Genomic DNA, 19,849 nt, shown 5'->3' with positions numbered 1-19,849 from the left:
GAGAAGCAATGACCCGGATCGGGATAATCGGAAACGATGGCGCGATGGGACGGGCCCTTGCCGCTATCGTCGCGGCGAGCGGACACGATCTTGCCGGCGGCATCGATCGGGGGGGCGATCCTGCCGGCCTGGCCGATGCGAGCGATGCGCTGGTCGATTTTTCAACACCACAGGCGCTGGAGGCCAACCTTCACGCCGCCATCGGCGCAGGGATACCCATCGTGATCGGCACGACCGGGCTGGAAGCGCCGCACCATGAGGCGATCGACAATGCCGCGCGAGCCGTTCCCGTTTTGCAGACGGGCAATACCTCGCTTGGCGTGACGCTGCTGGCGCATCTGGTGCGCGAAGCGGCGGCGCGGCTGGGCCCCGATTGGGATATCGAGATCGTCGAGATGCACCACCGCCGCAAGGTGGATGCGCCTAGCGGCACGGCCCTGCTGCTCGGCGGAGCGGCTGCCGACGGGCGCGGGATCGACCTTGCCGGCCATTCGGAGCGCGGGCGCGATGGACAGACCGGCGCCCGGCGGGAAGGCGCCATCGGCTTTGCCAGCCTGCGCGGCGGCACGGTGGCCGGCGAGCACAGCGTCATTCTCGCTGGCGACGAAGAACGCCTGACCCTGTCGCATAGTGCCGAGAATCGAAGCATCTTCGCCCGCGGTGCGGTGCGGGCGGCAGAATGGCTGATCGGCAGGACGCCGGGCCGGTATGCGATGGACGACGTGCTCGACCTCGCATGACGAAGGACCAGATTTTCGAGTTCTTCCGGCGGCTGGCGGAGGACAATCCCTCGCCCGAGACGGAACTGGAATATGGTAATGCCTACCAGTTGGTGGTGGCCGTCGCGCTATCTGCGCAGGCGACCGATGTCGGGGTGAACAAGGCCACGCGTGCGCTGTTTCGTGTTGTCGAGATGCCCGAGCAGATGCTGGAGCTGGGCGAAGAGGGGCTGAAAGAGCACATCAAGACCATCGGGCTGTTCAACTCCAAGGCGAAGAATGTGATCGCCCTCTCGCAATTGCTGGTCGACGAATATGGCAGCGTGGTGCCCGATACGCGCGAAGACCTCGTCCGCCTGCCCGGCGTCGGGCGCAAGACGGCCAATGTCGTACTCAATTGCTGGTTCGGGCAGGAGACCTTTGCGGTCGACACACATATTTTCCGCGTCGGCAACCGCACCGGCCTCGCCAAAGGCAAGACGCCCGAGCAGGTCGAGGCGAAGCTCGAAAAGCGCGTACCGCAGCCCTTCCGGCTAGGCGCGCATCACTGGCTGATCCTGCATGGCCGCTATCTCTGCAAGGCGCGGACACCGGAGTGCTGGCGGTGCAAGGTGGTGGATCTGTGCAGCTATCGGAAGAAGGTGCTGGAAACGCCGAAGGGGCGGTAAACCACGATCCGCTCAGGAAGCGATCTGTTCCAGCACGCCCCCGCGCCCGCGATATGTCTCCGCAGACAGGCGGAAGAGCTGTTCGCATGTCGTGCAGGCCAGATGGCACCATACATCGTCGGGCCAAGGTCGCTCCGCCGGAAGCTCACCGATGGGGATTGTCATTGCATCGTACCGAGGAAAGTCTCGCAAGATCCCGCTCGCCACTCCCTCTTTGACCTTTAGAATGGCTGCTGCCAGATCTTGGGGAGTTCGGATTGCCGTGCGCTCACCGAACGTACGACACGAGCGGCATGCCATCACACATCATCCGCCGAGACCATCTCGCCACGGTCGATCTCTCCTGTCATCACCGCCACCGTCGTCGCCACCGCCGCGTCACCCGAAACATTCGTCGTGGTGCGCATCATGTCCATGATCCGGTCCACGCCCGCAACGAAGGCTATCGTTTCGAGCGGCACGCCGACCGCGCCGAAAACCAGCGCCATCATGATCAGGCCCGCGCCCGGAATGCCCGCCGCGCCGACCGCGCCCAGTGTGGCAAGGATCGAGATGAGGAAATACTGACCCAGCGACAGGTCGACCCCGAAGATCTGCGCGCCGAACAAGGTCGCGAGGCCGAGATACATTGCCGTGCCGTTCATGTTGATCGTCGCGCCGAGGCTGACCACGAAGCTCGACACGCTCGGGCTGACGCCGAGATTGCGCTGCGTGCAGCGCAGCGTCACCGGCAGCGTCGCGTTGGAACTGGCGGTCGAATAGCTCACCGCCATCGCATCGATGATTCCGCGGAAGAAATCGCGCACCGGCAGTTTCGCGAGGAACTTGATCATCGCGGAATACATCACGAAGATGATCAGCAGGCACCCCACATAATTGAGCACCACCAGCTTCGACAGCGCCAGCAGCGCGTCGAGCCCCAGCGTGCCCGCCACCCATGCCATCAGCGCGAAGACGCCGAAGGGGGTCAGTTCCATGACGATCATGGTGACCTTCTGCATGATCACCGCACCGCTATCGAAAATCTTCTGGACCGGTTCTCCTTCTTCCCTGGCCATCAATATGCCGATGCCGATCAGCAGGCTGAAGACGATCAGCGGCAGCACCGCGACATCCGCCATCACCTGCACCGGGCTTTCGGGCACGATCGACAGGATCATGTCGACCGCCGTGGTCGGATTGGGTTCGGGCGTCTCGCCCATTTCGATGGCCGTGGTGTCGACCCCGCTGCCCGGCGCGACGAAGGTGCCGAGACCGAGGCCCAGCCATACCGCGATCTGGCCGGTCAAGACGAACAGCAGCATCGCCCGTCCGCCGACTGCGCCCAGCTTGCGCAGATCGCCGATGGCCGCGACGCCGCTGACCAGGCTGAAGAAGATCAGCGGGACGACCAGCATCTTGATCGCCTTGATGAAGAAATCGCCGATCCACTTGATCGATTCCGCTTCCGGCCCCCAGGCCCAGCCGGTGAGCACACCGAGGATGAGAGCGGTAATCACGCGCTGCCACAGCGGAATTTCGAACCAGGTTCTCAGCAAATTCCCAACCCCTATTTTGTCATTGCGAACGGCGACGCCGCGCGGCAATCCATGGAGCAGTTCTTGCTGCCTGCAAAGCGCCGTGGATTGCCACGGAGCCTGCGGCTCCCCGCAATGACTGCCTATTTTCTCTCCAGCGCAGCTCTGACTATTCGCGCGTAAATGCGGCTTAGCGTCGAAAGGTCGTGGATGGCCACAGCTTCGTCGCGCTTATGCATGGTTGCGTTGCACAGGCCGAATTCGATCACCGGGCACAGGGCACGCAGGAAGCGCGCATCAGACGTGCCTCCCGTCGTCGAGGGTTCGGGATCGAGCCCGGTTTCCGCCTTGACCGCCGCGGCGATGATGTCGCTGAACTCGCCTGGCGGGGTGAGGAAGGGTTCGCCGCTGATGATCGGCAGGGCGCTGCCGCCATGCTTTTGGGCGATGGCCGCGACCTGTTCGGACAGGGACGCGCCCGAATGGCAATCGTTGAAGCGGATCGAGATGCGCGCCTTTGCGGCTTCCGGAATGACGTTGTGTGCCGGGTTGCCGACTTCGAGATCGGTGATTTCGAGATTGGACGGCTGGAACCAGTCGGTCCCTTCATCGAGCACCAGCGCATCGAGTTCAGCCAGCATGGCGACGAGTTTGGGGATCGGATTGTCGGCCAGGTGCGGATAGGCGACATGGCCCTGCGTGCCCTGCACCTCCAGCCAGATATTGACCGAGCCGCGCCGCCCGATCTTCATCATGTCGCCGAGACGATTGACGCTGGTGGGTTCGCCGACGAGGCACAGGTCCGGCTGATGCCCCGCCTCGCGCATGAAGTCGATCAGCGCGCGCGTGCCAAGGAGAGCGGGGCCTTCCTCGTCGCCGGTGACGATGAAGCTGATCGTCCCTGCATCGGCGGGCACACTGGCGACCGCATCGACCATGCAGGCAATCGAACCCTTCATGTCGACCGCGCCGCGCCCGTAGAGCAGTTCGCCGCGCTGTTCGGGCGCGAAAGGCTCGCTGGTCCAGCCGCCGCCCGGCGGGACCACGTCGAGATGCCCGGCGAAAGCGAAATGCTTCGAACCCTCTGGCCCGCGGCGGATCGCGAAGAGGTTCTCGACCGGTGCCTCTGGCGATCCCTCTTCACCCTCGCCGCGGGTGAAGCGGGTGATTTCGAAGCCGAGCGGCACGAGCATCGCTTCCAGCACATCGAACACCGGGCCCGTTGCCGGGGTAATGCTGGGTGCGGCCATCAGCCGCTTGGCGAGATCGATAACTTCGGTCATGACGCGAGCGCTAGCAGGAGTACGCGCCGATGCCCAAGCTCGATCTGGATGCCATCCCCCAGACCAATGCCACCGGATATCCCGCACCCTTCGATGCCGATGTCAAGGGCCGCTGGTATCGCCGCCTCGCACCGACGGCCGGGCTTACACAGATGGGGGCGAGTCATGTCACGCTCAAGCCAGGCGCCTATTCCTCGCAACGTCACTGGCACCGGCTCGAAGACGAACTGCTGGTGATGATCGCAGGCGAGGCGGTGCTTATCGAGGAGGAAGGAGAAACAGTGGTTCGGCCAGGCGACGTTCTCACTTGGGCGGCGGGGGTCGAGAATGGCCATCGGCTGCATAATCGCTCGGATGCGGACTGCGTTTTCGTGGCGGTAAGTGCCGGGGACAAGGCACGCGATTCGGGCGAGTATCCCGATATCGACATGGTCTTTGGCCCCGATGGCTACTCGCGCAAGGACGGATCGCGTTACCCGACCAACCGTATTCCCTAATCGGCCTCCGGCTCCGGCAGCGCGCCGGGTTCGAACGCCCGGTCGAGATATTCCGCCATGCGCAGTCCGGCCTGTAGCACGCGGCGGCGCGCGATCGGCAGGGACCGCTCGATCAGCTCTTGCGACAGTACGACCTCGTTCGGCACATCGCCCTCGCAAGGCGCGCAGCCGAAGGTTTCGGGATAGACGAAATCGCGCGCGATCTGCCAGCTTTCGCGGCCCCAATCGGCAGCATTGCCGCCCGCAAGTTCGCCGCGCTCGACAGCGGAATAGCGGCGCACCACCGGCGGATCGCCGCTGATCGCACGCTCGGCCAGCGGGCCGTCCCACACCCAATGGAGATTGAGGCCGGGGACGATGCCGTAATCCGCCTTGCGGTCGTTCCCGCCGCGATCGTCGAGATCGCCCGAATGGAGCGGCATGTGGATATCGCCGATGAAGTGGACGAGAAAGGCGAGCGCTTCCGCCCGCACATTGTCCGGCAGGCTCTCATCGGCGAGGATGCGCTGGTTGCGCTCGATCTGCGCGCTGACACAGTTGAGGCCAGAGCAGTTCTTGCGCGCATCGTATTCCTCAGTGATCGGCTCGGTCTGGTAATGCCAGGCGAAGGTATGGCCCCAGCGCCAGTATTGCCCGCGCAGGCAATCGGGCCACACGCTCGCATCCTGCAAAGTGGCAAGCTCGCATTCGGGCGTGCCGAGCAGCGGCGAGGCCCTGAGCAGGCGCGCGATCTTCACCCGCGTGTCCGGGCGCACATTCTCCAGTGCGATATCGGCGGTGACCGTGTGGGCATAGAAGCCCCAGGCCTGCGCCTGCGCCGGAAGCAGCAGCGCCCCAAGCGCCGCCAGCGCGCTCAGCCAACCGTTTCGTATTGTTCGATGACCCATTCTTCGTTTTCCGATGCCCCGATCCACGCCTGCATCCATTCGTGTTCCCAGACGGCCTGCATATAGGCCGCGGCAAAGCCGGGCACGGGGATCTGGTAGCTGATGAAGCGTGACACTACCGGGGCAAAGAACACATCGGCCGCGCCGAACGTGCCGAACAGGAACGGCCCGCCACTGCCGAACCGGCTGCGCGCCTCCGCCCACAGGCCCAGGATGCGCAGGATGTCGGCCTTGCACGCCTCGCTCGGCTGGAAACCATCGAAACGCTTGCGCACATTCATCGGGCATTCGCCGCGCAGCGCCGCGAAGGACGAATGCATTTCCGCCACCATCGACCGGGCCATGCCGCGCGCGGTTTCGTCCTTGGGCCAGAACCGGTCGCGCCCGACCTTGTCGCCGAGATATTCGAGAATGGCGAGGCTGTCCCACACCACGGCATCCCCATCCCACAGCAGCGGCACCTTGCCCGACGAGGGGCGGATCTGGCCATCGGCCTTGTCGGCTTCCCAGTTCTCGCCGAACAGCGGCACCACGATTTCCTCGAACGACAGGCCTGACTGCTTGGCGGCAAGCCAGCCGCGCAGCGACCAGCTGGAATAGTTCTTGTTGCCGATGACCAGTTTCATGCGGGACCCTTTGCGATTCGTGTTCGGGGGTAGGCGTTCATCCCGCCGCTGTCGATGCTGAACGGTGGACCGCATGTTACACAGTCCAGCGATATAATCGTCCAGAATGGCGCGAGCGTTTTCGGGGGTGATGGGATCATGCATGGGGACGGTGCTGCCACGCGCATGTCGCTGTAGGAAAATGGAAAGCGCTGGCCTAAATTGATCGCATGACATTGCGCCCCTTCCACCTCGCCTTCCCCGTCGACGACCTGGCCGCCGCGCGCGCCTTCTATGGCGGGGCTATGGGCTGTCGCGAGGGACGCAGCAGCGAGGAATGGATCGATTTCGATTTCTACGGCCACCAGATCGTCGCGCACCTTGCGCCGGGGCAGGCCGGCGACCGGGCGAGCAACCATGTCGACGGCCACGGCGTGCCGGTGCCGCATTTCGGCATCGTGTTGACAATGGGGGACTGGCAGGAACTGGCCGACCGGCTGCGCGCGGCGGGTGTCGATTTCGCCATCGAACCCACGATCCGCTTCAAGGGCCAGCCCGGCGAACAGGCCACGATGTTCTTCCGCGACCCCAGCGGCAATGCGCTGGAAATGAAGGCTTTCGCCGACGATACGATGCTGTTTGCGACTTAGGCTGCCCAGACAGGCCGCCCGTCCTGACGCGGCCAAGGAATGAGTATCGACGGAAGTCGAAGCTCGGCGAAAAAGCATACGTCGTCGATTTGGCCGCAATCTGCGGGATGCTGGCATTCGCAACAGCCATTACGAGTCTCTGACAAGGAGATCGCCATGACTTTTCGAATTAGCGGCCTTGATCCCGCTCCATTCCGTCATTTCTACGGCCTGCCCGACGAGAGCCTCAGCCAATATGGGGCCAAAAGATACGAGGTGGATTCACACCCCGGCTTTCCGGATCGGATCGAAATGAGAGACCTCGACATTGGTGAGAAAGCGATCCTCGTCAATTATATGCATCAGCCTGCCGCAACGGCCTATCGATCAAGCCACGCAATCTTCGTGCGGGAGGGCGCGGAACAGCCGGCCGAGTTCATCGGCGAAGTGCCTGAGGTAATGCGCATACGCCAAATCTCGCTCCGGGCTTTCGATGCTGGCGGCTACATGATCGACGCCGTTCTGGTAGATGGAACAGGGCTGAAAGTGTCGATCGAACGCTTTTTGGAAAATCCCGATACCTCGTATCTACATGCGCACAATGCCCAACGGGGATGTTTTGCAGGGAAGATCGTGCGGGCCTGAATGAGAAAAAATGTTTCCACCAGACAGCATATGACAGTCGTAGAGACATCTAGTACCTGTCATGAATTTATTTTCTGAACGACTTTATTACATTTCAATGAAAACGATAGATATGTCGCACCCGAATGACTTACTGAATTTTGGTCTTGATATATTTTCTCGGCGCTCATTTCACACGGCCTGACGCTTCTCTGGCTCACCTCATCCGATGACGCCTTTATTTGCGGTCACGCCATCATATGGGCGTCCCGGGATAAGAGTGGAGACCACGATGCACCGGATCATGATTTCTTACGCCGCGTTCTTTCTGGCGGTGGGCTGCGGCGAAACCGACAGCATTTCAGCCCAGCCATCGACGGAGAATCCGGCAGAAAGCGGGGGTGTCGCGCAGCGATCCTACTCCCCGCCGCCAACGATCGATGCGATGGTGGAATGGACGCGTCAGGGCGAGCTTTCCCGCAGAATGAACCCCGATGATCCAGCTTCGCCGCATTTCATTTCTGCGGTCACCGGCCCCCGCTATGACGTTTACGATCACGATACGGCGATCGGCAATGTGATCGAACTATCGGAAATGGACGTCGTCGGCTCGTTGGACCTCGAACCGCTCGATGCCTGGCGCGAATGGGACGGGCGCGACATGCGCATCGGTTTCGTGGAGACCCGTTTCGGCGGCGGCGAGGGTGTGGCCTTCGTCCTCGTCAACAGCCTCGCCGATAGCGATCAATTCGATGTCTACGTTATCGAGACGACCCGCCATACCTTCGAGGAATGGGGCGGCGCCGCGCGAACGATGCAATTACGCGGGTTGATCCCGACCATGGAGTCCATACCCGAGGAACACCGTCGCGCCATCGCCACGGCATCGCTCGACCGCCAGACCGCGCTTTACGAAGCAGCGCTGAACGAATTCTACAAACAGGGTCTTGCTTCGCTGATGGCAATGACTCAAGCACAGGCGCTGAACCGGATGCGCGAGTTGAATTACGATTTGCTGCTTGGAGGCGATATTACATCGCCGCTGATCGGGGATTGACCGAAGCGCTGGGGCTGCGTCCAATTAAGGCGACGGTCGGGCCATGGATTGCTTCGCTGCGCTCGCAATGACTTGGTGACGGTTAAACCCCCGCATCCCCCAGCACTGCCGCCCGCAATTCCCCGATGCCCATGCCCTTCTCTGCGCTGGTGACGTGGATTTCGGGATAGGAGGCGACGTGCTTGCGGGCTTCGGCTTCGGTTGCAGCGACCACTTTGGCCAGTTCGCTCGCCTTCATCTTGTCGGCCTTGGTCAGCACGACGCGGTAGCCGACGGCTGCCTCGTCGAGCATCTTCATCATCTCGCGATCGACATCCTTGGGGCCGTGGCGCCCGTCGACCAGTACCAGCGTGCGGGCCAGCACCGGGCGGCCGCGAAGATAGGTCTTCACGAGGTTCTTCCACTTCTCGACCACCTTCACCGGGGCCTTGGCGAAGCCGTAACCCGGCATGTCGACGAGGCGGAACAGCGTGGGATCGCCGACTTCGAAGAAGTTGAGTTCCTGCGTCCGGCCCGGCGTGACCGAGGCGCGCGCGATCGCCTTGCGCCCGGTGAGCGCGTTTATCAGCGAACTCTTGCCGACATTCGAGCGTCCGCAAAAGGCGATTTCCGGCACGGTCGGTTCGGGCAGGAATTTGAGCTGCGGGGCCGAGAGGAGGAAATCCACCCGGCCCGAAAACAGCTTGTTCGCCCGCCGTTCGAGTTCCCGGCGTTCTGCGATCTCTTCGTCAGTCATTGCGAGCGACCTTAGGGAGCGCGGCACCCCGTGGCGCCATGGATCGCGGCGTCGCTGCGCTCCTTGCAATGACTGTGGGAGGACAAATCATCACCCCGCCTTGGCCGCTTCGGCGGCTTTCTTCGCCTTCTCTTCCTCGATCGAAGCACGCAATTGCGGGTGCTTGGAATAGAGGTACTTCTGCTGCGCCAGCGTCAGAACGTTCGAGGTTACCCAGTAGAGCAGCAGGCCCGCGGCAAAGGGCGCCATGACGAACATCAGGATCCACGGCATGATATTGAAGATCTGCTGCTGCATCGGATCCAGCTGGCTGGGATTGAGCTTGAAGGTCAGCCACATGGTGAAGCCGAGAAGCACGGCGAGCACGCCGATGCCGAAAACGATCATCAGGAACTGCGGGACCTGGATGCCGACGAGCGAAAGCGCATTGGCAAGGTTCGCCGGATCGGGTGCGGCAAGATCCTTGATCCACAGGAACTCGCGGTGCCGCATCTCGATGCCGAGCACCAGGACCTTGTAGAGCGCGAAGAAGACCGGGATCTGCAGAAGCATGGGGAGGCACCCGGAAACCGGGTTCACCTTCTCACGCTTGTACAGCTCCATGATCTCCTGCTGCTGCTTCTGCTTATCGTCCTTGTGCTTTTCCTGGATGGCCTTCATTTTCGGCTGGATGGCCTTCATTTCGGCCATGCTGGCAAAGCCCTTCTGCGCGATGGGGAACATCGCCCCGCGGATGATCAGCGTCAGGATCATGATGGCGATACCGAAATTGCCGACCAGTTCGTAGATATTGCGCAGCAGCCACAGGAACGGCTTTTCGAACCAGCGGAACCAGCCCCAATCGATCGCCAGTCCGAATTTCTGCAGGCCCGCATCCTCGTAGCGGTCGAGGACTACGCTTTCCTTGGCCCCCGCATAAAGGCGCGAGGTCGTCGTCAGCGCCTGCCCGGCAGGCAGGGTGACGGCATCGTAGATCATGTCCGCACGGTAGATTTCGTTACCGAGCGCGCGGAAGGTCGTATCCGGCGCGCTGCCATCCTGCGGGACGAGCACTGCGAGCCAGTAGATGTCGGTAAAACCCGACCAGCTGGCGCGGCCGGAGGGAGTGATGCTGCCGGATTCGTCGATATCGTCGTAATCGATATCGTAATCGGCCGCATCGGCGAACACGCCCATCGGGCCCGAATGCGCGATCCACAAGTCTTCGCTGGCCGTGCGGCTGGTGCGATTGACGTAGCCATAGGGCTGGACGACGGCCGGATTGGCCCCGGTATTGGCGACGCTCTGTTCGACCGTGAACATATAGTCCTGGTCGATCGAATAGCGGATAGTAGCTTTGGTGCCGTTGCCGAGGTCGTGCGTCAGAGTGACCGGCGTGTCCTGGGTAAGAACACGGCCATCGGCCTGCCAGACAACATCGTCGGCAATGCGCGCGCCATTGATGAGATAGCCGAACTGGGCGAATTGCTGCGCCGGCGTGCCGTTGGGCGAGAACAGGCGAACGGGCTCGCTGTCGTCACCGGTCCCTTCCATATGGTCCTTGAGCACGATGTCGTCGATCATCCCGCCCCGAAGATTGATCGAACCGGCTACGCGAGGTGCGTCGATACGAATGCGATCCGGGCTGGCGAGCGCGGTCTTGAGGTCCGCCTTTTCCTGTGCCTGTAGGACGGGATCGACGAGCCCGCCGGTGCGCGTGTGGCGCGTGGTGGCCGATGTACCATCGGTTATGGCTGCCTGCTCGGCCGGGGTGTCGGCCCGATCTTCCACCAGCGCCTGCTCCGGCTGCGGGTAGAAATAATCCATCGCCGAAGTCCAGCCCACGAGCAGCAGGAAGGAAAGCGCAATGGCAATGATCACGTTACGCTGGTTGTCCAAGGTCGGTCCCGTCTTTGTCCGGTCGAAGTTCTGAATGTGGGGTGGTGTCTTAGCCTGTCAAGACAGTGCTAGGGCACCGGGTCATGGCCGTGGCCACCCCAGGGATGGCAGCGCAATATACGCTTCGTCGCCAACCATCCACCCTTGATCGCGCCATATTTCCCCAGCGCCTCGATAGCGTACTGGCTGCATGACGGTTGATAGCGGCAGGTGGCAGGCAATATGCGGCTCGGGCCGAGCTGCCACAGGCGGGCGATCCAGATGAGCGGGAGTTTCATGCACGCCTGCTCCGGCGGCGATGCGGGGTGCGGGGGCGGTCGCCCTTGCCTTCGGCGGCGCATGCCAGCGCGGCGGCCAGTTCCTCGCACATGGCGGCGAAATCGCGTTCCACCCCGCCTTCGCGGCCGATGAGGATGTGATCGTGATCGGGCAGACCCTGTGCGGGAAGTGCGGCCCACAGCAATTCGCGGAAGCGGCGCTTCATCCGGTTGCGCACCACGGCATTGCCGATCTTCTTGGTCACGGTGATGCCGTAACGCTTGCCCTTCCCGCCATTGGGATTGGCAAGCAGGACGAAGCCGGGGCGCGCCACGCGCAGACCGCGATTCGCGGCGAGAAAGTCGCTGCGCTTGCTGATCACGGAAAGCGAGGGATGCATGGAAGCCAGATACGCGAACGGGCCCCCGAATGGGAGCCCGCCAGCATTTCGGTGATAGTCGCCACGCCCGAGGCGCAGCGCGTCACATCACGCGCAGAGCTTCTTGCGGCCACGAGCGCGGCGTGCGCGCAGGACCTTGCGGCCACCGGGGGTAGCCTTGCGTGCGAAGAAACCGTGGCGGCGCGCGCGCACGAGGTTCGAGGGCTGGAATGTCCGCTTCATCGGATCGTCCTTACAAAAGAATTTTCATCGGCTGTCGGCACGCACGAATCGCACCAACAAAAATGGCCGCCCCATTGATTCGATCTCGGGAGCGACCGCCTACAGGGCCGCGCGCCTAGGCGATACGGCCTCACCCGTCAAGAGAAAGTGACGTCGGCATAGGCCAATGCAGGGGCTGACTGCTCCGGCTTGCGTCGCGCCGGCGTTTTGACCTGTTGCGGGCGGCCTGTCCAGCGCTGCATATCGCTGGCATCGAGCCACAGTGCCCGGTGATGTGGTACCGAATTGGTGAAGTCGTAGAAGGCGCGCGCCTGGTCCCCGCTCATGCCCATCTCACGGTAATAGTCGAGATACTGGCGGTTTTCCGGCGAATCGATGGAGAAATCGCCCGCCTCGCGGCCATAAGCATCCATCCAGCTATGCACGGCGAATTCGGCGCCCTGCGCGATGTCGCGCTGCACGCCCGCGAAGAACAGCTCGACCGCGCCCGATCGCACCGAACCGATCGCCGGAACATGCGTGACGAGCCCTGCCTCGCGGATCATGCGCCCCAGCTTCAGATTCGCCCGATCGTCCTGCGTGCCGGGACATTCGACCATGTCGAGCTGAGCAAGAGCCGGGAAGTCCCGCAGCATCGCGCGGAAAAAGCCCGGCGTCGATGCATCGGTTTCACCCACCAGCGCCACCCGCCGTTCGTCGAGCACCCGGAAAGGGCCGTACTGCGCCAGACCGCGATTGTAGTTGCGGAACCGCCGGTCGACGAATGCAGGCGCTTTCCACGCAGGCAGCGTGGCCGCTTCATAGGCCTGCGGACGGATTGCCGCGAGGTGCAAGGTTTCGACCTGCGGCTGGATTGCCGGCGGCGCTACGATCGCTGCCGGCATCACGGCCCGCCCCTCATGCGTCGACTGGACCATGGGACTGGCCACATAGACCACCGGCAGGTTGACCAGCGTCAGCGATTGCGCCGCAGCCGGCACTGCGATCGAAGTCGCGAGGCTGGATAGCAGGATTGCGGCGAGTCGGAACATGTCGCAACTCTGCCGCCTGCCGGGTTTCCAGCTTGCCAAAGTATATGCCTAAAGCGTTGTTAGGCATGAATCTTCCCCACGGAAATGAACCGGCTTTCCACTCGACAAGCGGGCCGCTTGCCGCCATCACCGGGCTGAATTCGGGGGTGGGGGTAACTCTGGTCGCACTTGTAAGAACGGTCGCCTATCTCGGGCTGGAAGCGCGCGGCGTGGAAGTGCAGTGCTCGGTCGCGCCGGGCCTGCCCAAGTTCAACATCGTCGGCCTTGCGGACAAGGCCGTGGGCGAAAGCAAGGAGCGCGTGCGCGCGGCGCTTTCCAGCATGGGGCTGGCCCTGCCGCCGAAGCGGATCACCATCAATCTTTCGCCGGCGGACTTGCCCAAGGAGGGCAGCCATTACGACCTGCCGATCGCATTGGCACTGCTGGCAGCGATGGGCGTGACCGACGCCGAACAGCTGGGCGACTGGATCGCGGTGGGTGAACTGGCACTCGATGCGCGGATCGTGCCCTCGCCCGGCGTGCTGCTCGCGGCCATCCATGCAGGCGCGGAAGAGGTTGGGCTGATCTGCCCGAAGGGACAGGGGGCGGAGGCCCGCTGGGCGAGCGAGGTTCCCGTCTGCGCCGCGCCCGATCTCGCCAGCCTGCTCAACCACCTCAAGGGTACGCAGCGCCTGCCCGATCCCGAACCGGGCGTCGTAGAGAACCAGGCGGTGGCAGCCGATCTCAAGCAGGTGAAGGGGCAGGAGACTGCCAAGCGCGCACTCGAGATCGCGGCGGCAGGCGGGCACAACCTGCTCCCGTTATTCCCATAAGACCCCGCAGCCGATAAGGGCGCTCGATGGACCAGAATGACAAAACCCAAGAGCGCCAGCCGACACGCAAGGCGTACTCATACCTCCGCTTCTCCACGCCGGAACAGCGCAAGGGTGACAGCTATCGCCGCCAGCAGTCAATGGCCGAGGCCTACGCCGTCCAGCACGGCTTGGAGCTTGACCGTGAGTTGACCTTCGAAGACGTGGGGGTCTCGGCCTACCGAGGCCAAAACGCCGATGCGGGCCGACTAGCCTACTTTGTGGAAGCCGTCCGAAGCGGCCAAGTGCCGCAGGGCTCCCTGCTTCTTGTGGAACAGCTCGACCGCCTGAGTAGATTGACCGCGCTGCGGGCTCTCGACGTACTTCGGGGCATCACCTCGGAAGGGGTGGGGGTAGTCACCCTCAACGATGGGAAAGTCTACACTCAGGAAAGCCTTGAGGGCCTCCCCATGGACCTTATCCTCACAATCCTGACGTTCACGCGGGCGAACGAGGAAAGTGCCACGAAATCGAAGCGCCTGAAGGCTGCCTGGGAGCAAAAGCGCATCGAGCTGCTGAAGGGCAAACCCATCACCGAACGCATTCCGGCATGGCTTGAGGTGTCCGAAGACCGCCAACGGTTTTCTGTTATCGAAAAGAGGGCGGCGATTGTGCGCGACATCTTTGAGCGAACCCTCGGAGGATGGGGCCAACACAGGATAGCCAGCCAGCTCAATCAGGACAATGTGGACCCTTGGGGGCGAGGGCAGTTCTGGCACAGGTCCTACGTGTCCAAGATACTGCGCAACCCAGCCGTCATTGGCACCTTTCAGCCCCACCTGAGCGAGTACGACGGCACGAAGAAGCGCAGGGTGCCCCTGGACCCCGTTGAGGGATACTATCCAGCCGTGGTGGCGGAGGAGACCTTTCGGGAGGCCCAAGCCCTCCGCGAAGTCCGGAAGGCTCCCCAGAGAGGTCGACACGCTCATACCCCAATCACAAACCTGCTAGCGGGTCTTGCGGAGTGCCCTAAGTGCGGCGCGACGATGACTAGAGTGAACAAGGGGAAGCGCTCAAAGCCCTCACTCGTATGCGCACGGGCAAAGACAGGGGCGGGCTGTGAGTACCGCTCGGTACCATATGCCCAGGTTGAGGCTGCGCTAGTTCGCGCTCTTCCTCCTCGCTTACGAGACCTAGAGGGAGCCACGGGAGCTGACAGCCAACTGGACGATGAGATTGGCGACACGGAAGAGCGCGTGGATCAGCTACGGGAGCAGGCCAGGAACCTTCTCGATAACCTGAGCCACGGGCACTCCCCCATGATTGCCCAGGAAGCACGGGAAAAGGAGCAGGAGCTGGAGACGGCCCTGGCGGACCTGAGGGGCCTCCTGGAGCGAAGGGAGGCCGCAACAGGCCTCACTGTCCAGGCACGGGTTGACAAGGCCCTAGAGGCGCTTGAGGTGCCCCTTGAGGACCTGGACGTGGCCGTCGCAAACCAGCGGCTGCGGGCGCTCTTTAGCAAAGCGGTAATCGATTACGAATTAGGGGACGTGGAGCTTGCGTGGACCCACGGCGGCTACTTGAGCCTGCCCTATTCTCATAACTTCACCAAGTGGCCAGAGCCTGGCTGGCAATGGCAAGCAGAGGAACCAGAAAATGCCGACTGAAGTAAAAATGTTGGATGGCCTTGCGCAGCCAATGGGGGAAGGAGTTTTCGTCCTCTGCCAGACTGACGCCGAACGGGGACCGCAGAGCGTGGTGGTGACGCTGGAAGACTTGCAGCAAATAATTGATGCGAACGAGGGTGCCTAAGGAGGGGATGCTACAGGTTGTTGAAACAGGCCTAGAGCCTGACGACGAGTACGAGATACTTGATGCTGCTCTAACGGAGCTGCTTGAGCGAGCAGGCGTCGACGTAGACGAAGAGGAGATTATTGGTCTCCTCCTCGCCTACAATCGACAACTTAGGATCGCTCTCGGGCTACCAGTTGAAGTACCAAGCTAGTCGTCACTTTTTGCGGACCAAGCGATATGGAACGGATTATCGAGAGCGGGCTTACAGCGGAAGAGCACTACAATGCCATTGACGCAGCCCTAACTAATGTCCTCCGGGCGGCGGAAGCCCAAGTGTCGGCTCAGCTTGTCGAGCACCTAATAGTGTACGACAGGTGCCTGCGGTCTGCGCTCGGATTACCCGTAAACCTGGCATCATAAGGCGTCCTTCTCGACCAAAAAATACCCCCCAAGTCCCGCGCGGGACCCAGGGGGTATTTTTGGATAGGTTAGGGAAGCGACGGCGGACGTCCGTGCCTGAAACGAGGAGTGTAAGTCGCGACAAAGCTTTCTTTCAGGTCGATCCACTCTCGTTTTCGTCCCGAATATCTCAGGGGGTACGGCGGGAGAGCGCCATCGGCTGAAGCGCGTAGGTAGACGGCAGGGTCCCCAGGCGCTGGGTTGGATTTAAGCGCCTCGCGTTTGGCCCACGCAGCTAGTCTTTGGCCACGGGCTGGGTTGGTGTAATGGGTCCACCACCAAACGCCGACAGGCGACAGCAGGGACACACTGCACGGCTCTCCCGGTATTCCAGGATCGTCGACCTCATCGGCTTTCAACAAAGCATCTGGAGGAAACCCCTCCACCGCCACAGCGTCCGCAGCACTCTCTGCGAAACCCAGGACGTCCACAAGGTCTGGCAGGGCGAACCAAGGCACGCCACCGATAGGCACAGCGCGGACGACGGAACCATTGAAGGCCAACTCGACAGACGGCCCCCACTCAACAGCGTAGGTCATTCTGCTATGACATTCCCGTCAAGGTCAGCCACAGCGCACCTCCAATGAAGCGCTCAGTCTGAGCGAGGTAGCTTGCGGGGGCTGCATGGGGTGAGAGGACGGGGAAACCGCCTGTATTACGATTTTCAAATTGTTTCTTTCATGAAAGGGGTTTGGAAGCTCCACTACCCATTCCACTGACCGTTGCAGGCAGTCGTGGAGTTCTTTGGGCAGGAATTGGTTATCCTATATTAGGCACTAAAGGCCGCGTATCCGCCCCCTTGTGTGGGACCCCCGAGAGAAAAGCCCCTCCCCCCTCTTCGCGGCGCGAGACCGCTGCCCCGTCAAAGCCGCAGCGCCAATAAGGGACCCAGATATTTTCCAGGGAAACACGTGCTGGCGTGAAGGTCCGATGTAAATTTACAGCGGCGCAGCGAAGCCGCCAGTTTCGAAACGTGATCGAGCGGATCGCTGTGGTACCATCACTGCCGGGGAGGAGGGACCCGCGATCCCATTCCACATTGGATATCGCGCCGACGTTATCCAGAGTCCTACAGAGATGCTCTCTCCCGCAAGCACCCTCCCCCTCAATCGGGCCAGCCGCAGGATCAGGCGAGCAGGCCGACATTCGCTGACATTCGACAGCCTTGGCCATCGCTTTGAACCGGACATTTGCCGATTGACAGGTCCGTACAAAATAGCCTAACCAACGTTACTAGATTTTGTACAGGCGATTGGGCGATGAACGCGGTCCTCTATTTTCGTGTCAGCACCACGGCCCAAGGGCGCAGCGGCCTCGGTCTGGCTGCCCAGCGCACGGCGGTGGAGCAGTTCTGTAAGACCCGTGGGTGTGACGTTCTTGCGGAGTTCACCGAAGTCGAGAGCGGCAAGCGGAATGACCGCCCCGAGTTGGCCAAGGCAATCCACCGAGCCCAGGTCACCGGAGCTACCCTCGTGATCGCCAAGCTCGATAGACTGAGCCGCAACGCGGCCTTCCTCCTCCAGCTTCAGGAGAGCGGCGCACGGTTCGTCGCTGCGGATATGCCAGACGCTTGCCACCTTACGGTCGGCATCCTCGCTCTTGTGGCCCAACAGGAACGCGAGGCCATCTCAGCACGGACCAAGACGGCACTTGCAGCGGCGAAGGCCAGAGGGCAGCGCCTAGGGAACCCTAACGGGGCCGAAGCGCTCCTCAGGGCCGCGAAGGGCAACGGAGCCGCTGTGGACGCCATCAAGGGTGCAGCGGACGACCACGCGGCCCAGCTTCAGCCGGTGGTGGATGAGCTGCAAGAGCGGGGTATCACCACCCTCGCAGGGATGGCCAAAGAGTTGAACGAGATGCAGATGCGAACCCCGAGAGGCGGCCAGTGGCATCCCTCCTCAGTTCGCAACCTTCTGGCGCGGCTGGCAGCATAGTACGATCCAAGATATTCGGGTGTCAAAGAGAGTGTTTCCGGCGCAGTTTTCGATATTTAGGACGACCGGAGTCGGCTCTTTCAGTGGAGTAGTCCCCAATTGTGTTTCCCAGCGAGCCACACCAGCGGCGGACCTGAAGGCTCAAAGGCCCCTCGGTTAGCGGAAGGGACGGTTTGCAAGGGGGCTACCCTACGCCCAGCCCCGGCGTCGAAGGCCCTCTGGAGAGACTTACAGCCCAGTATGATGCCTTAAGAAGCCACGCGGTGCCTGAGCGAAGCGCAAGGAGCCTGCGGGCACTTCCGCGCGTCCTTCAGTCCACGCTCTGGACCGTGCGGACCGGTAGATGCCGATAGGACCAAAAGGCCGCTTGCCTATGCACGGTGCATATGCCTAATGCACAGCGATTGATGCTAAGAGAAACGAAACCAGCATGACGTCCCCGCTCTATCCTCCCGACCGAATGAGCACTCCAGTCCGCAGGAAGGCGATGGCAGAGGCCGCGATGAGCCCCCCGCGCCCCGACGTTCCCACCAGGGTACTGTTGGCAGACATCAAGGAAGAGCGCAGCCTGTTCCAGCCGCGTCATGACAGCATTGCCTATGCCCCAGGGCGCAGCGAAGCCCACGTCGCCAACCTCGCGAAGATTGCGAAAGCGGGCAATGCGCTCGACCCGCTCACCATCACGGCGTTTGGCTCCCACTGGTATCTCTTGGATGGCCACCATCGCCTTCAGGCCTACCATCAGGTCGGATGGGGCGTTCCCGTTCCCGTGAATGTGCTCCAGTCCGACCTTGACGGAGAAGCGCGGGTCACATGGGCGGTGCAGGAGAGCGTGAGGGACAACAAAAAGAACCGCCTCCCGATGAGCGACGCCGACAAGATCGACGCGGCATGGTCCTCTGTCGCGCGACGTGACAAGCTATCGAAGAGCGCGACCGCTGAGCTGCACGGTGTGAGTGAGCGCGTCATTGGCAACATGAGGGCCGCGAGGAAAGCCCTAGAAGCGGCGGGCCACGACTGCACCCTAATAGTCTCTTGGAGCGCCGCCAGGCGGATGGCCGAAGCCCTGACCGGCGGTGAGCGTGACAGCGGGGCGAGCGACTGGGAAGAGCAGCAACGTCGGCGGGCGTCAAAGAAGGCGAAGGGCGTCATGGAGATGGACTTATCACCACTGCTCTTGGGCCAGATACTGGAAGCATACTCCCCAGGCATCGTTGAGAGCATGGCCCTGGCACTTAAGGCCGAACAAGAGGATACAGAAAAGTTCTCAGCATGGTGGCAGTCAGACGATGAAGCCGACGATTAGATTGTGCCGCTACGGGACGCCACGACACCACAGCCCTAGCGACCCCAAGAATGCCCATTTTCACCGCAATTCCGCTCGATGGATGCCATAGCGTCCTCAGCGGAGTGCTGCCCCGTGCGCCAGCGCTCCACGTTAGCCTGGATGATTGCGCGGCAGTTTTTTGGAAGGCCAGTCGTCCCGTAAGTGGGGGTTGCATTTGGGTCGCAACCAGCCAGCATCAGGAAGACAGCAGACATTAAAGTAAGCCGCATAGGGTAGGCCCGTTTGGCTCTCGAACATGCCCGCTGCATGCGAGCCCCTGCTCTCCAACCTGTCGCGAATAACACAATCGCCTGAATCCGCAGCATTTCGCCCCCTTAATGTATCCCTATCCACCTACTTCATTGGTGATTAAGAAATCCGCAACAGGCTGTATAATCACAAGGAGACTCAAGGCGTTAGCGGAACACTTGCCCTCGTCTGCCCCATGGCCCATGGCGTGAGCATGACGCGGCGTAGGAGCAAGATCGGCACCTATATCGAATTTGCAATGGTCAGCGCATTGATACTGTTTC

General features: G+C 62.0%; 21 protein-coding genes and 1 pseudogene. 11 read left to right on the top strand and 11 right to left on the bottom strand.

Annotated features, from left to right (window positions below; all coding sequences use genetic code 11):
* The first annotated feature begins 8 nt into the window (after window positions 1-8).
* Complete coding sequence (dapB, locus tag K3174_RS09950) at window positions 9-740, top strand: 4-hydroxy-tetrahydrodipicolinate reductase (protein WP_221558114.1); 732 nt, start codon at window positions 9-11, stop codon at window positions 738-740.
* On the top strand, window positions 737-1,387 hold the full coding sequence (nth, locus tag K3174_RS09945) for an endonuclease III (RefSeq protein WP_221558113.1): 651 nt from the start codon (window positions 737-739) through the stop codon (window positions 1,385-1,387). Before dapB ends, nth begins: the two co-directional genes overlap by 4 nt.
* A 12-nt stretch (window positions 1,388-1,399) precedes the next feature.
* On the opposite strand, the gene K3174_RS09940 is transcribed toward nth, so the two are convergent.
* The 3 genes from K3174_RS09940 to dapE form a co-directional block, all read right to left on the bottom strand.
* Window positions 1,400-1,552 carry a hypothetical protein gene (locus K3174_RS09940; protein WP_221558112.1) on the bottom strand — a complete coding sequence of 51 codons (153 nt, stop codon included), beginning with the start codon at window positions 1,550-1,552 and terminating at the stop codon, window positions 1,400-1,402.
* A 134-nt stretch (window positions 1,553-1,686) separates the two neighbouring features.
* Window positions 1,687-2,925, bottom strand: a complete 1,239-nt coding sequence (locus K3174_RS09935) for a dicarboxylate/amino acid:cation symporter (protein ID WP_221558111.1) — start codon at window positions 2,923-2,925, stop codon at window positions 1,687-1,689.
* 122 nt (window positions 2,926-3,047) lie between these two features.
* Window positions 3,048-4,187, bottom strand: coding sequence for a succinyl-diaminopimelate desuccinylase (gene dapE, locus K3174_RS09930; protein WP_221558110.1), 1,140 nt, complete (start codon window positions 4,185-4,187; stop codon window positions 3,048-3,050).
* A 29-nt stretch (window positions 4,188-4,216) separates the two neighbouring features.
* Between dapE and K3174_RS09925 the strand changes: the two genes are divergently transcribed.
* Window positions 4,217-4,684, top strand: coding sequence for a cupin domain-containing protein (locus K3174_RS09925; protein ID WP_221558109.1), 468 nt, complete (start codon window positions 4,217-4,219; stop codon window positions 4,682-4,684).
* On the opposite strand, the gene K3174_RS09920 is transcribed toward K3174_RS09925, so the two are convergent.
* Window positions 4,681-5,571 carry a S1/P1 nuclease gene (locus K3174_RS09920; protein ID WP_221558108.1) on the bottom strand — a complete coding sequence of 297 codons (891 nt, stop codon included), beginning with the start codon at window positions 5,569-5,571 and terminating at the stop codon, window positions 4,681-4,683. The genes K3174_RS09925 and K3174_RS09920 overlap by 4 nt on opposite strands.
* Entirely contained in the window at window positions 5,538-6,197 is a 660-nt protein-coding gene (locus K3174_RS09915) for a glutathione S-transferase family protein (protein WP_221558107.1), read from the bottom strand. The genes K3174_RS09920 and K3174_RS09915 overlap by 34 nt, the downstream gene beginning before the upstream one ends.
* Window positions 6,198-6,406: 209 nt before the next feature.
* On the opposite strand from K3174_RS09915, the gene K3174_RS09910 reads away from it, so the two are divergent.
* From K3174_RS09910 to K3174_RS09900, 3 genes are all read left to right on the top strand, one after another.
* A complete protein-coding gene (locus K3174_RS09910) occupies window positions 6,407-6,826 on the top strand; it encodes a VOC family protein (RefSeq protein ID WP_221558106.1) in 420 nt (139 codons plus the stop codon).
* Between the two features lie 39 nt (window positions 6,827-6,865).
* Window positions 6,866-7,450 (top strand): DUF1203 domain-containing protein, encoded by a 585-nt coding sequence (locus K3174_RS09905; RefSeq protein WP_247712063.1) that lies wholly within the window; start codon window positions 6,866-6,868, stop codon window positions 7,448-7,450.
* Between the two features lie 271 nt (window positions 7,451-7,721).
* Entirely contained in the window at window positions 7,722-8,486 is a 765-nt protein-coding gene (locus K3174_RS09900; protein ID WP_221558105.1) for a hypothetical protein, read from the top strand.
* A gap of 82 nt (window positions 8,487-8,568) precedes the next feature.
* On the opposite strand, the gene yihA is transcribed toward K3174_RS09900, so the two are convergent.
* From yihA to K3174_RS09870, 6 genes are all read right to left on the bottom strand, one after another.
* Complete coding sequence (gene yihA, locus K3174_RS09895) at window positions 8,569-9,222, bottom strand: ribosome biogenesis GTP-binding protein YihA/YsxC (protein WP_221558104.1); 654 nt, start codon at window positions 9,220-9,222, stop codon at window positions 8,569-8,571.
* A gap of 90 nt (window positions 9,223-9,312) precedes the next feature.
* On the bottom strand, window positions 9,313-11,100 hold the full coding sequence (yidC, locus tag K3174_RS09890; RefSeq protein ID WP_221558103.1) for a membrane protein insertase YidC: 1,788 nt from the start codon (window positions 11,098-11,100) through the stop codon (window positions 9,313-9,315).
* Window positions 11,101-11,168: 68 nt separating this feature from the next.
* A complete protein-coding gene (gene yidD, locus K3174_RS09885) occupies window positions 11,169-11,378 on the bottom strand; it encodes a membrane protein insertion efficiency factor YidD (RefSeq protein ID WP_221558102.1) in 210 nt (69 codons plus the stop codon).
* A complete protein-coding gene (gene rnpA / locus K3174_RS09880; RefSeq protein WP_221558101.1) occupies window positions 11,375-11,758 on the bottom strand; it encodes a ribonuclease P protein component in 384 nt (127 codons plus the stop codon). The genes yidD and rnpA overlap by 4 nt, the downstream gene beginning before the upstream one ends.
* Window positions 11,759-11,845: 87 nt before the next feature.
* Window positions 11,846-11,980, bottom strand: a complete 135-nt coding sequence (gene rpmH, locus K3174_RS09875) for a 50S ribosomal protein L34 (RefSeq protein ID WP_057884309.1) — start codon at window positions 11,978-11,980, stop codon at window positions 11,846-11,848.
* A gap of 137 nt (window positions 11,981-12,117) precedes the next feature.
* Window positions 12,118-13,011 carry an alpha/beta hydrolase gene (locus K3174_RS09870; RefSeq protein ID WP_221558100.1) on the bottom strand — a complete coding sequence of 298 codons (894 nt, stop codon included), beginning with the start codon at window positions 13,009-13,011 and terminating at the stop codon, window positions 12,118-12,120.
* Between the two features lie 158 nt (window positions 13,012-13,169).
* On the opposite strand from K3174_RS09870, the pseudogene K3174_RS09865 reads away from it, so the two are divergent.
* From K3174_RS09865 to K3174_RS09845, 5 genes and pseudogenes are all read left to right on the top strand, one after another.
* Window positions 13,170-13,820 (top strand): annotated as a pseudogene (locus tag K3174_RS09865) (magnesium chelatase domain-containing protein); the annotation flags it as partial.
* Window positions 13,821-13,849: 29 nt separating this feature from the next.
* Window positions 13,850-15,469, top strand: a complete 1,620-nt coding sequence (locus K3174_RS09860) for a recombinase family protein (protein ID WP_221558099.1) — start codon at window positions 13,850-13,852, stop codon at window positions 15,467-15,469.
* Complete coding sequence (locus K3174_RS09855) at window positions 15,459-15,614, top strand: hypothetical protein (protein ID WP_221558098.1); 156 nt, start codon at window positions 15,459-15,461, stop codon at window positions 15,612-15,614. Before K3174_RS09860 ends, K3174_RS09855 begins: the two co-directional genes overlap by 11 nt.
* Window positions 15,615-17,314: 1,700 nt before the next feature.
* Entirely contained in the window at window positions 17,315-17,989 is a 675-nt protein-coding gene (locus K3174_RS09850; protein ID WP_221558097.1) for a recombinase family protein, read from the top strand.
* Between the two features lie 541 nt (window positions 17,990-18,530).
* The gene (locus K3174_RS09845) at window positions 18,531-19,295 is read left to right on the top strand and encodes a hypothetical protein (protein WP_221558096.1); all 765 of its coding nucleotides are present in this window, start codon (window positions 18,531-18,533) and stop codon (window positions 19,293-19,295) included.
* The last annotated feature ends 554 nt before the right edge of the window (window positions 19,296-19,849 follow it).

The organism is Qipengyuania qiaonensis, assembly GCF_019711515.1.
Classification (GTDB): domain Bacteria; phylum Pseudomonadota; class Alphaproteobacteria; order Sphingomonadales; family Sphingomonadaceae; genus Qipengyuania; species Qipengyuania qiaonensis.
The sequence above is the reverse complement of the archived record's forward strand: the minus strand, read 5'-3'. Positions and strand labels throughout refer to the sequence as shown.

Coding starts and splice junctions, on each gene's coding strand:
- K3174_RS09940 (WP_221558112.1), bottom strand. CDS start 1,552: ATGACAATCCCCATCGGTGAGCTTCCGGCGGAGCGACCTTGGCCCGAC.
- K3174_RS09900 (WP_221558105.1), top strand. CDS start 7,722: ATGCACCGGATCATGATTTCTTACGCCGCGTTCTTTCTGGCGGTGGGC.
- K3174_RS09920 (WP_221558108.1), bottom strand. CDS start 5,571: ATGGGTCATCGAACAATACGAAACGGTTGGCTGAGCGCGCTGGCGGCG.
- yihA (WP_221558104.1), bottom strand. CDS start 9,222: ATGACTGACGAAGAGATCGCAGAACGCCGGGAACTCGAACGGCGGGCG.
- K3174_RS09910 (WP_221558106.1), top strand. CDS start 6,407: ATGACATTGCGCCCCTTCCACCTCGCCTTCCCCGTCGACGACCTGGCC.
- dapB (WP_221558114.1), top strand. CDS start 9: ATGACCCGGATCGGGATAATCGGAAACGATGGCGCGATGGGACGGGCC.
- K3174_RS09925 (WP_221558109.1), top strand. CDS start 4,217: ATGCCCAAGCTCGATCTGGATGCCATCCCCCAGACCAATGCCACCGGA.
- K3174_RS09915 (WP_221558107.1), bottom strand. CDS start 6,197: ATGAAACTGGTCATCGGCAACAAGAACTATTCCAGCTGGTCGCTGCGC.
- K3174_RS09855 (WP_221558098.1), top strand. CDS start 15,459: ATGCCGACTGAAGTAAAAATGTTGGATGGCCTTGCGCAGCCAATGGGG.
- rpmH (WP_057884309.1), bottom strand. CDS start 11,980: ATGAAGCGGACATTCCAGCCCTCGAACCTCGTGCGCGCGCGCCGCCAC.
- nth (WP_221558113.1), top strand. CDS start 737: ATGACGAAGGACCAGATTTTCGAGTTCTTCCGGCGGCTGGCGGAGGAC.
- rnpA (WP_221558101.1), bottom strand. CDS start 11,758: ATGCATCCCTCGCTTTCCGTGATCAGCAAGCGCAGCGACTTTCTCGCC.
- yidD (WP_221558102.1), bottom strand. CDS start 11,378: ATGAAACTCCCGCTCATCTGGATCGCCCGCCTGTGGCAGCTCGGCCCG.
- K3174_RS09860 (WP_221558099.1), top strand. CDS start 13,850: ATGGACCAGAATGACAAAACCCAAGAGCGCCAGCCGACACGCAAGGCG.
- K3174_RS09850 (WP_221558097.1), top strand. CDS start 17,315: ATGAACGCGGTCCTCTATTTTCGTGTCAGCACCACGGCCCAAGGGCGC.
- K3174_RS09870 (WP_221558100.1), bottom strand. CDS start 13,011: ATGTTCCGACTCGCCGCAATCCTGCTATCCAGCCTCGCGACTTCGATC.
- K3174_RS09905 (WP_247712063.1), top strand. CDS start 6,866: ATGAGTATCGACGGAAGTCGAAGCTCGGCGAAAAAGCATACGTCGTCG.
- dapE (WP_221558110.1), bottom strand. CDS start 4,187: ATGACCGAAGTTATCGATCTCGCCAAGCGGCTGATGGCCGCACCCAGC.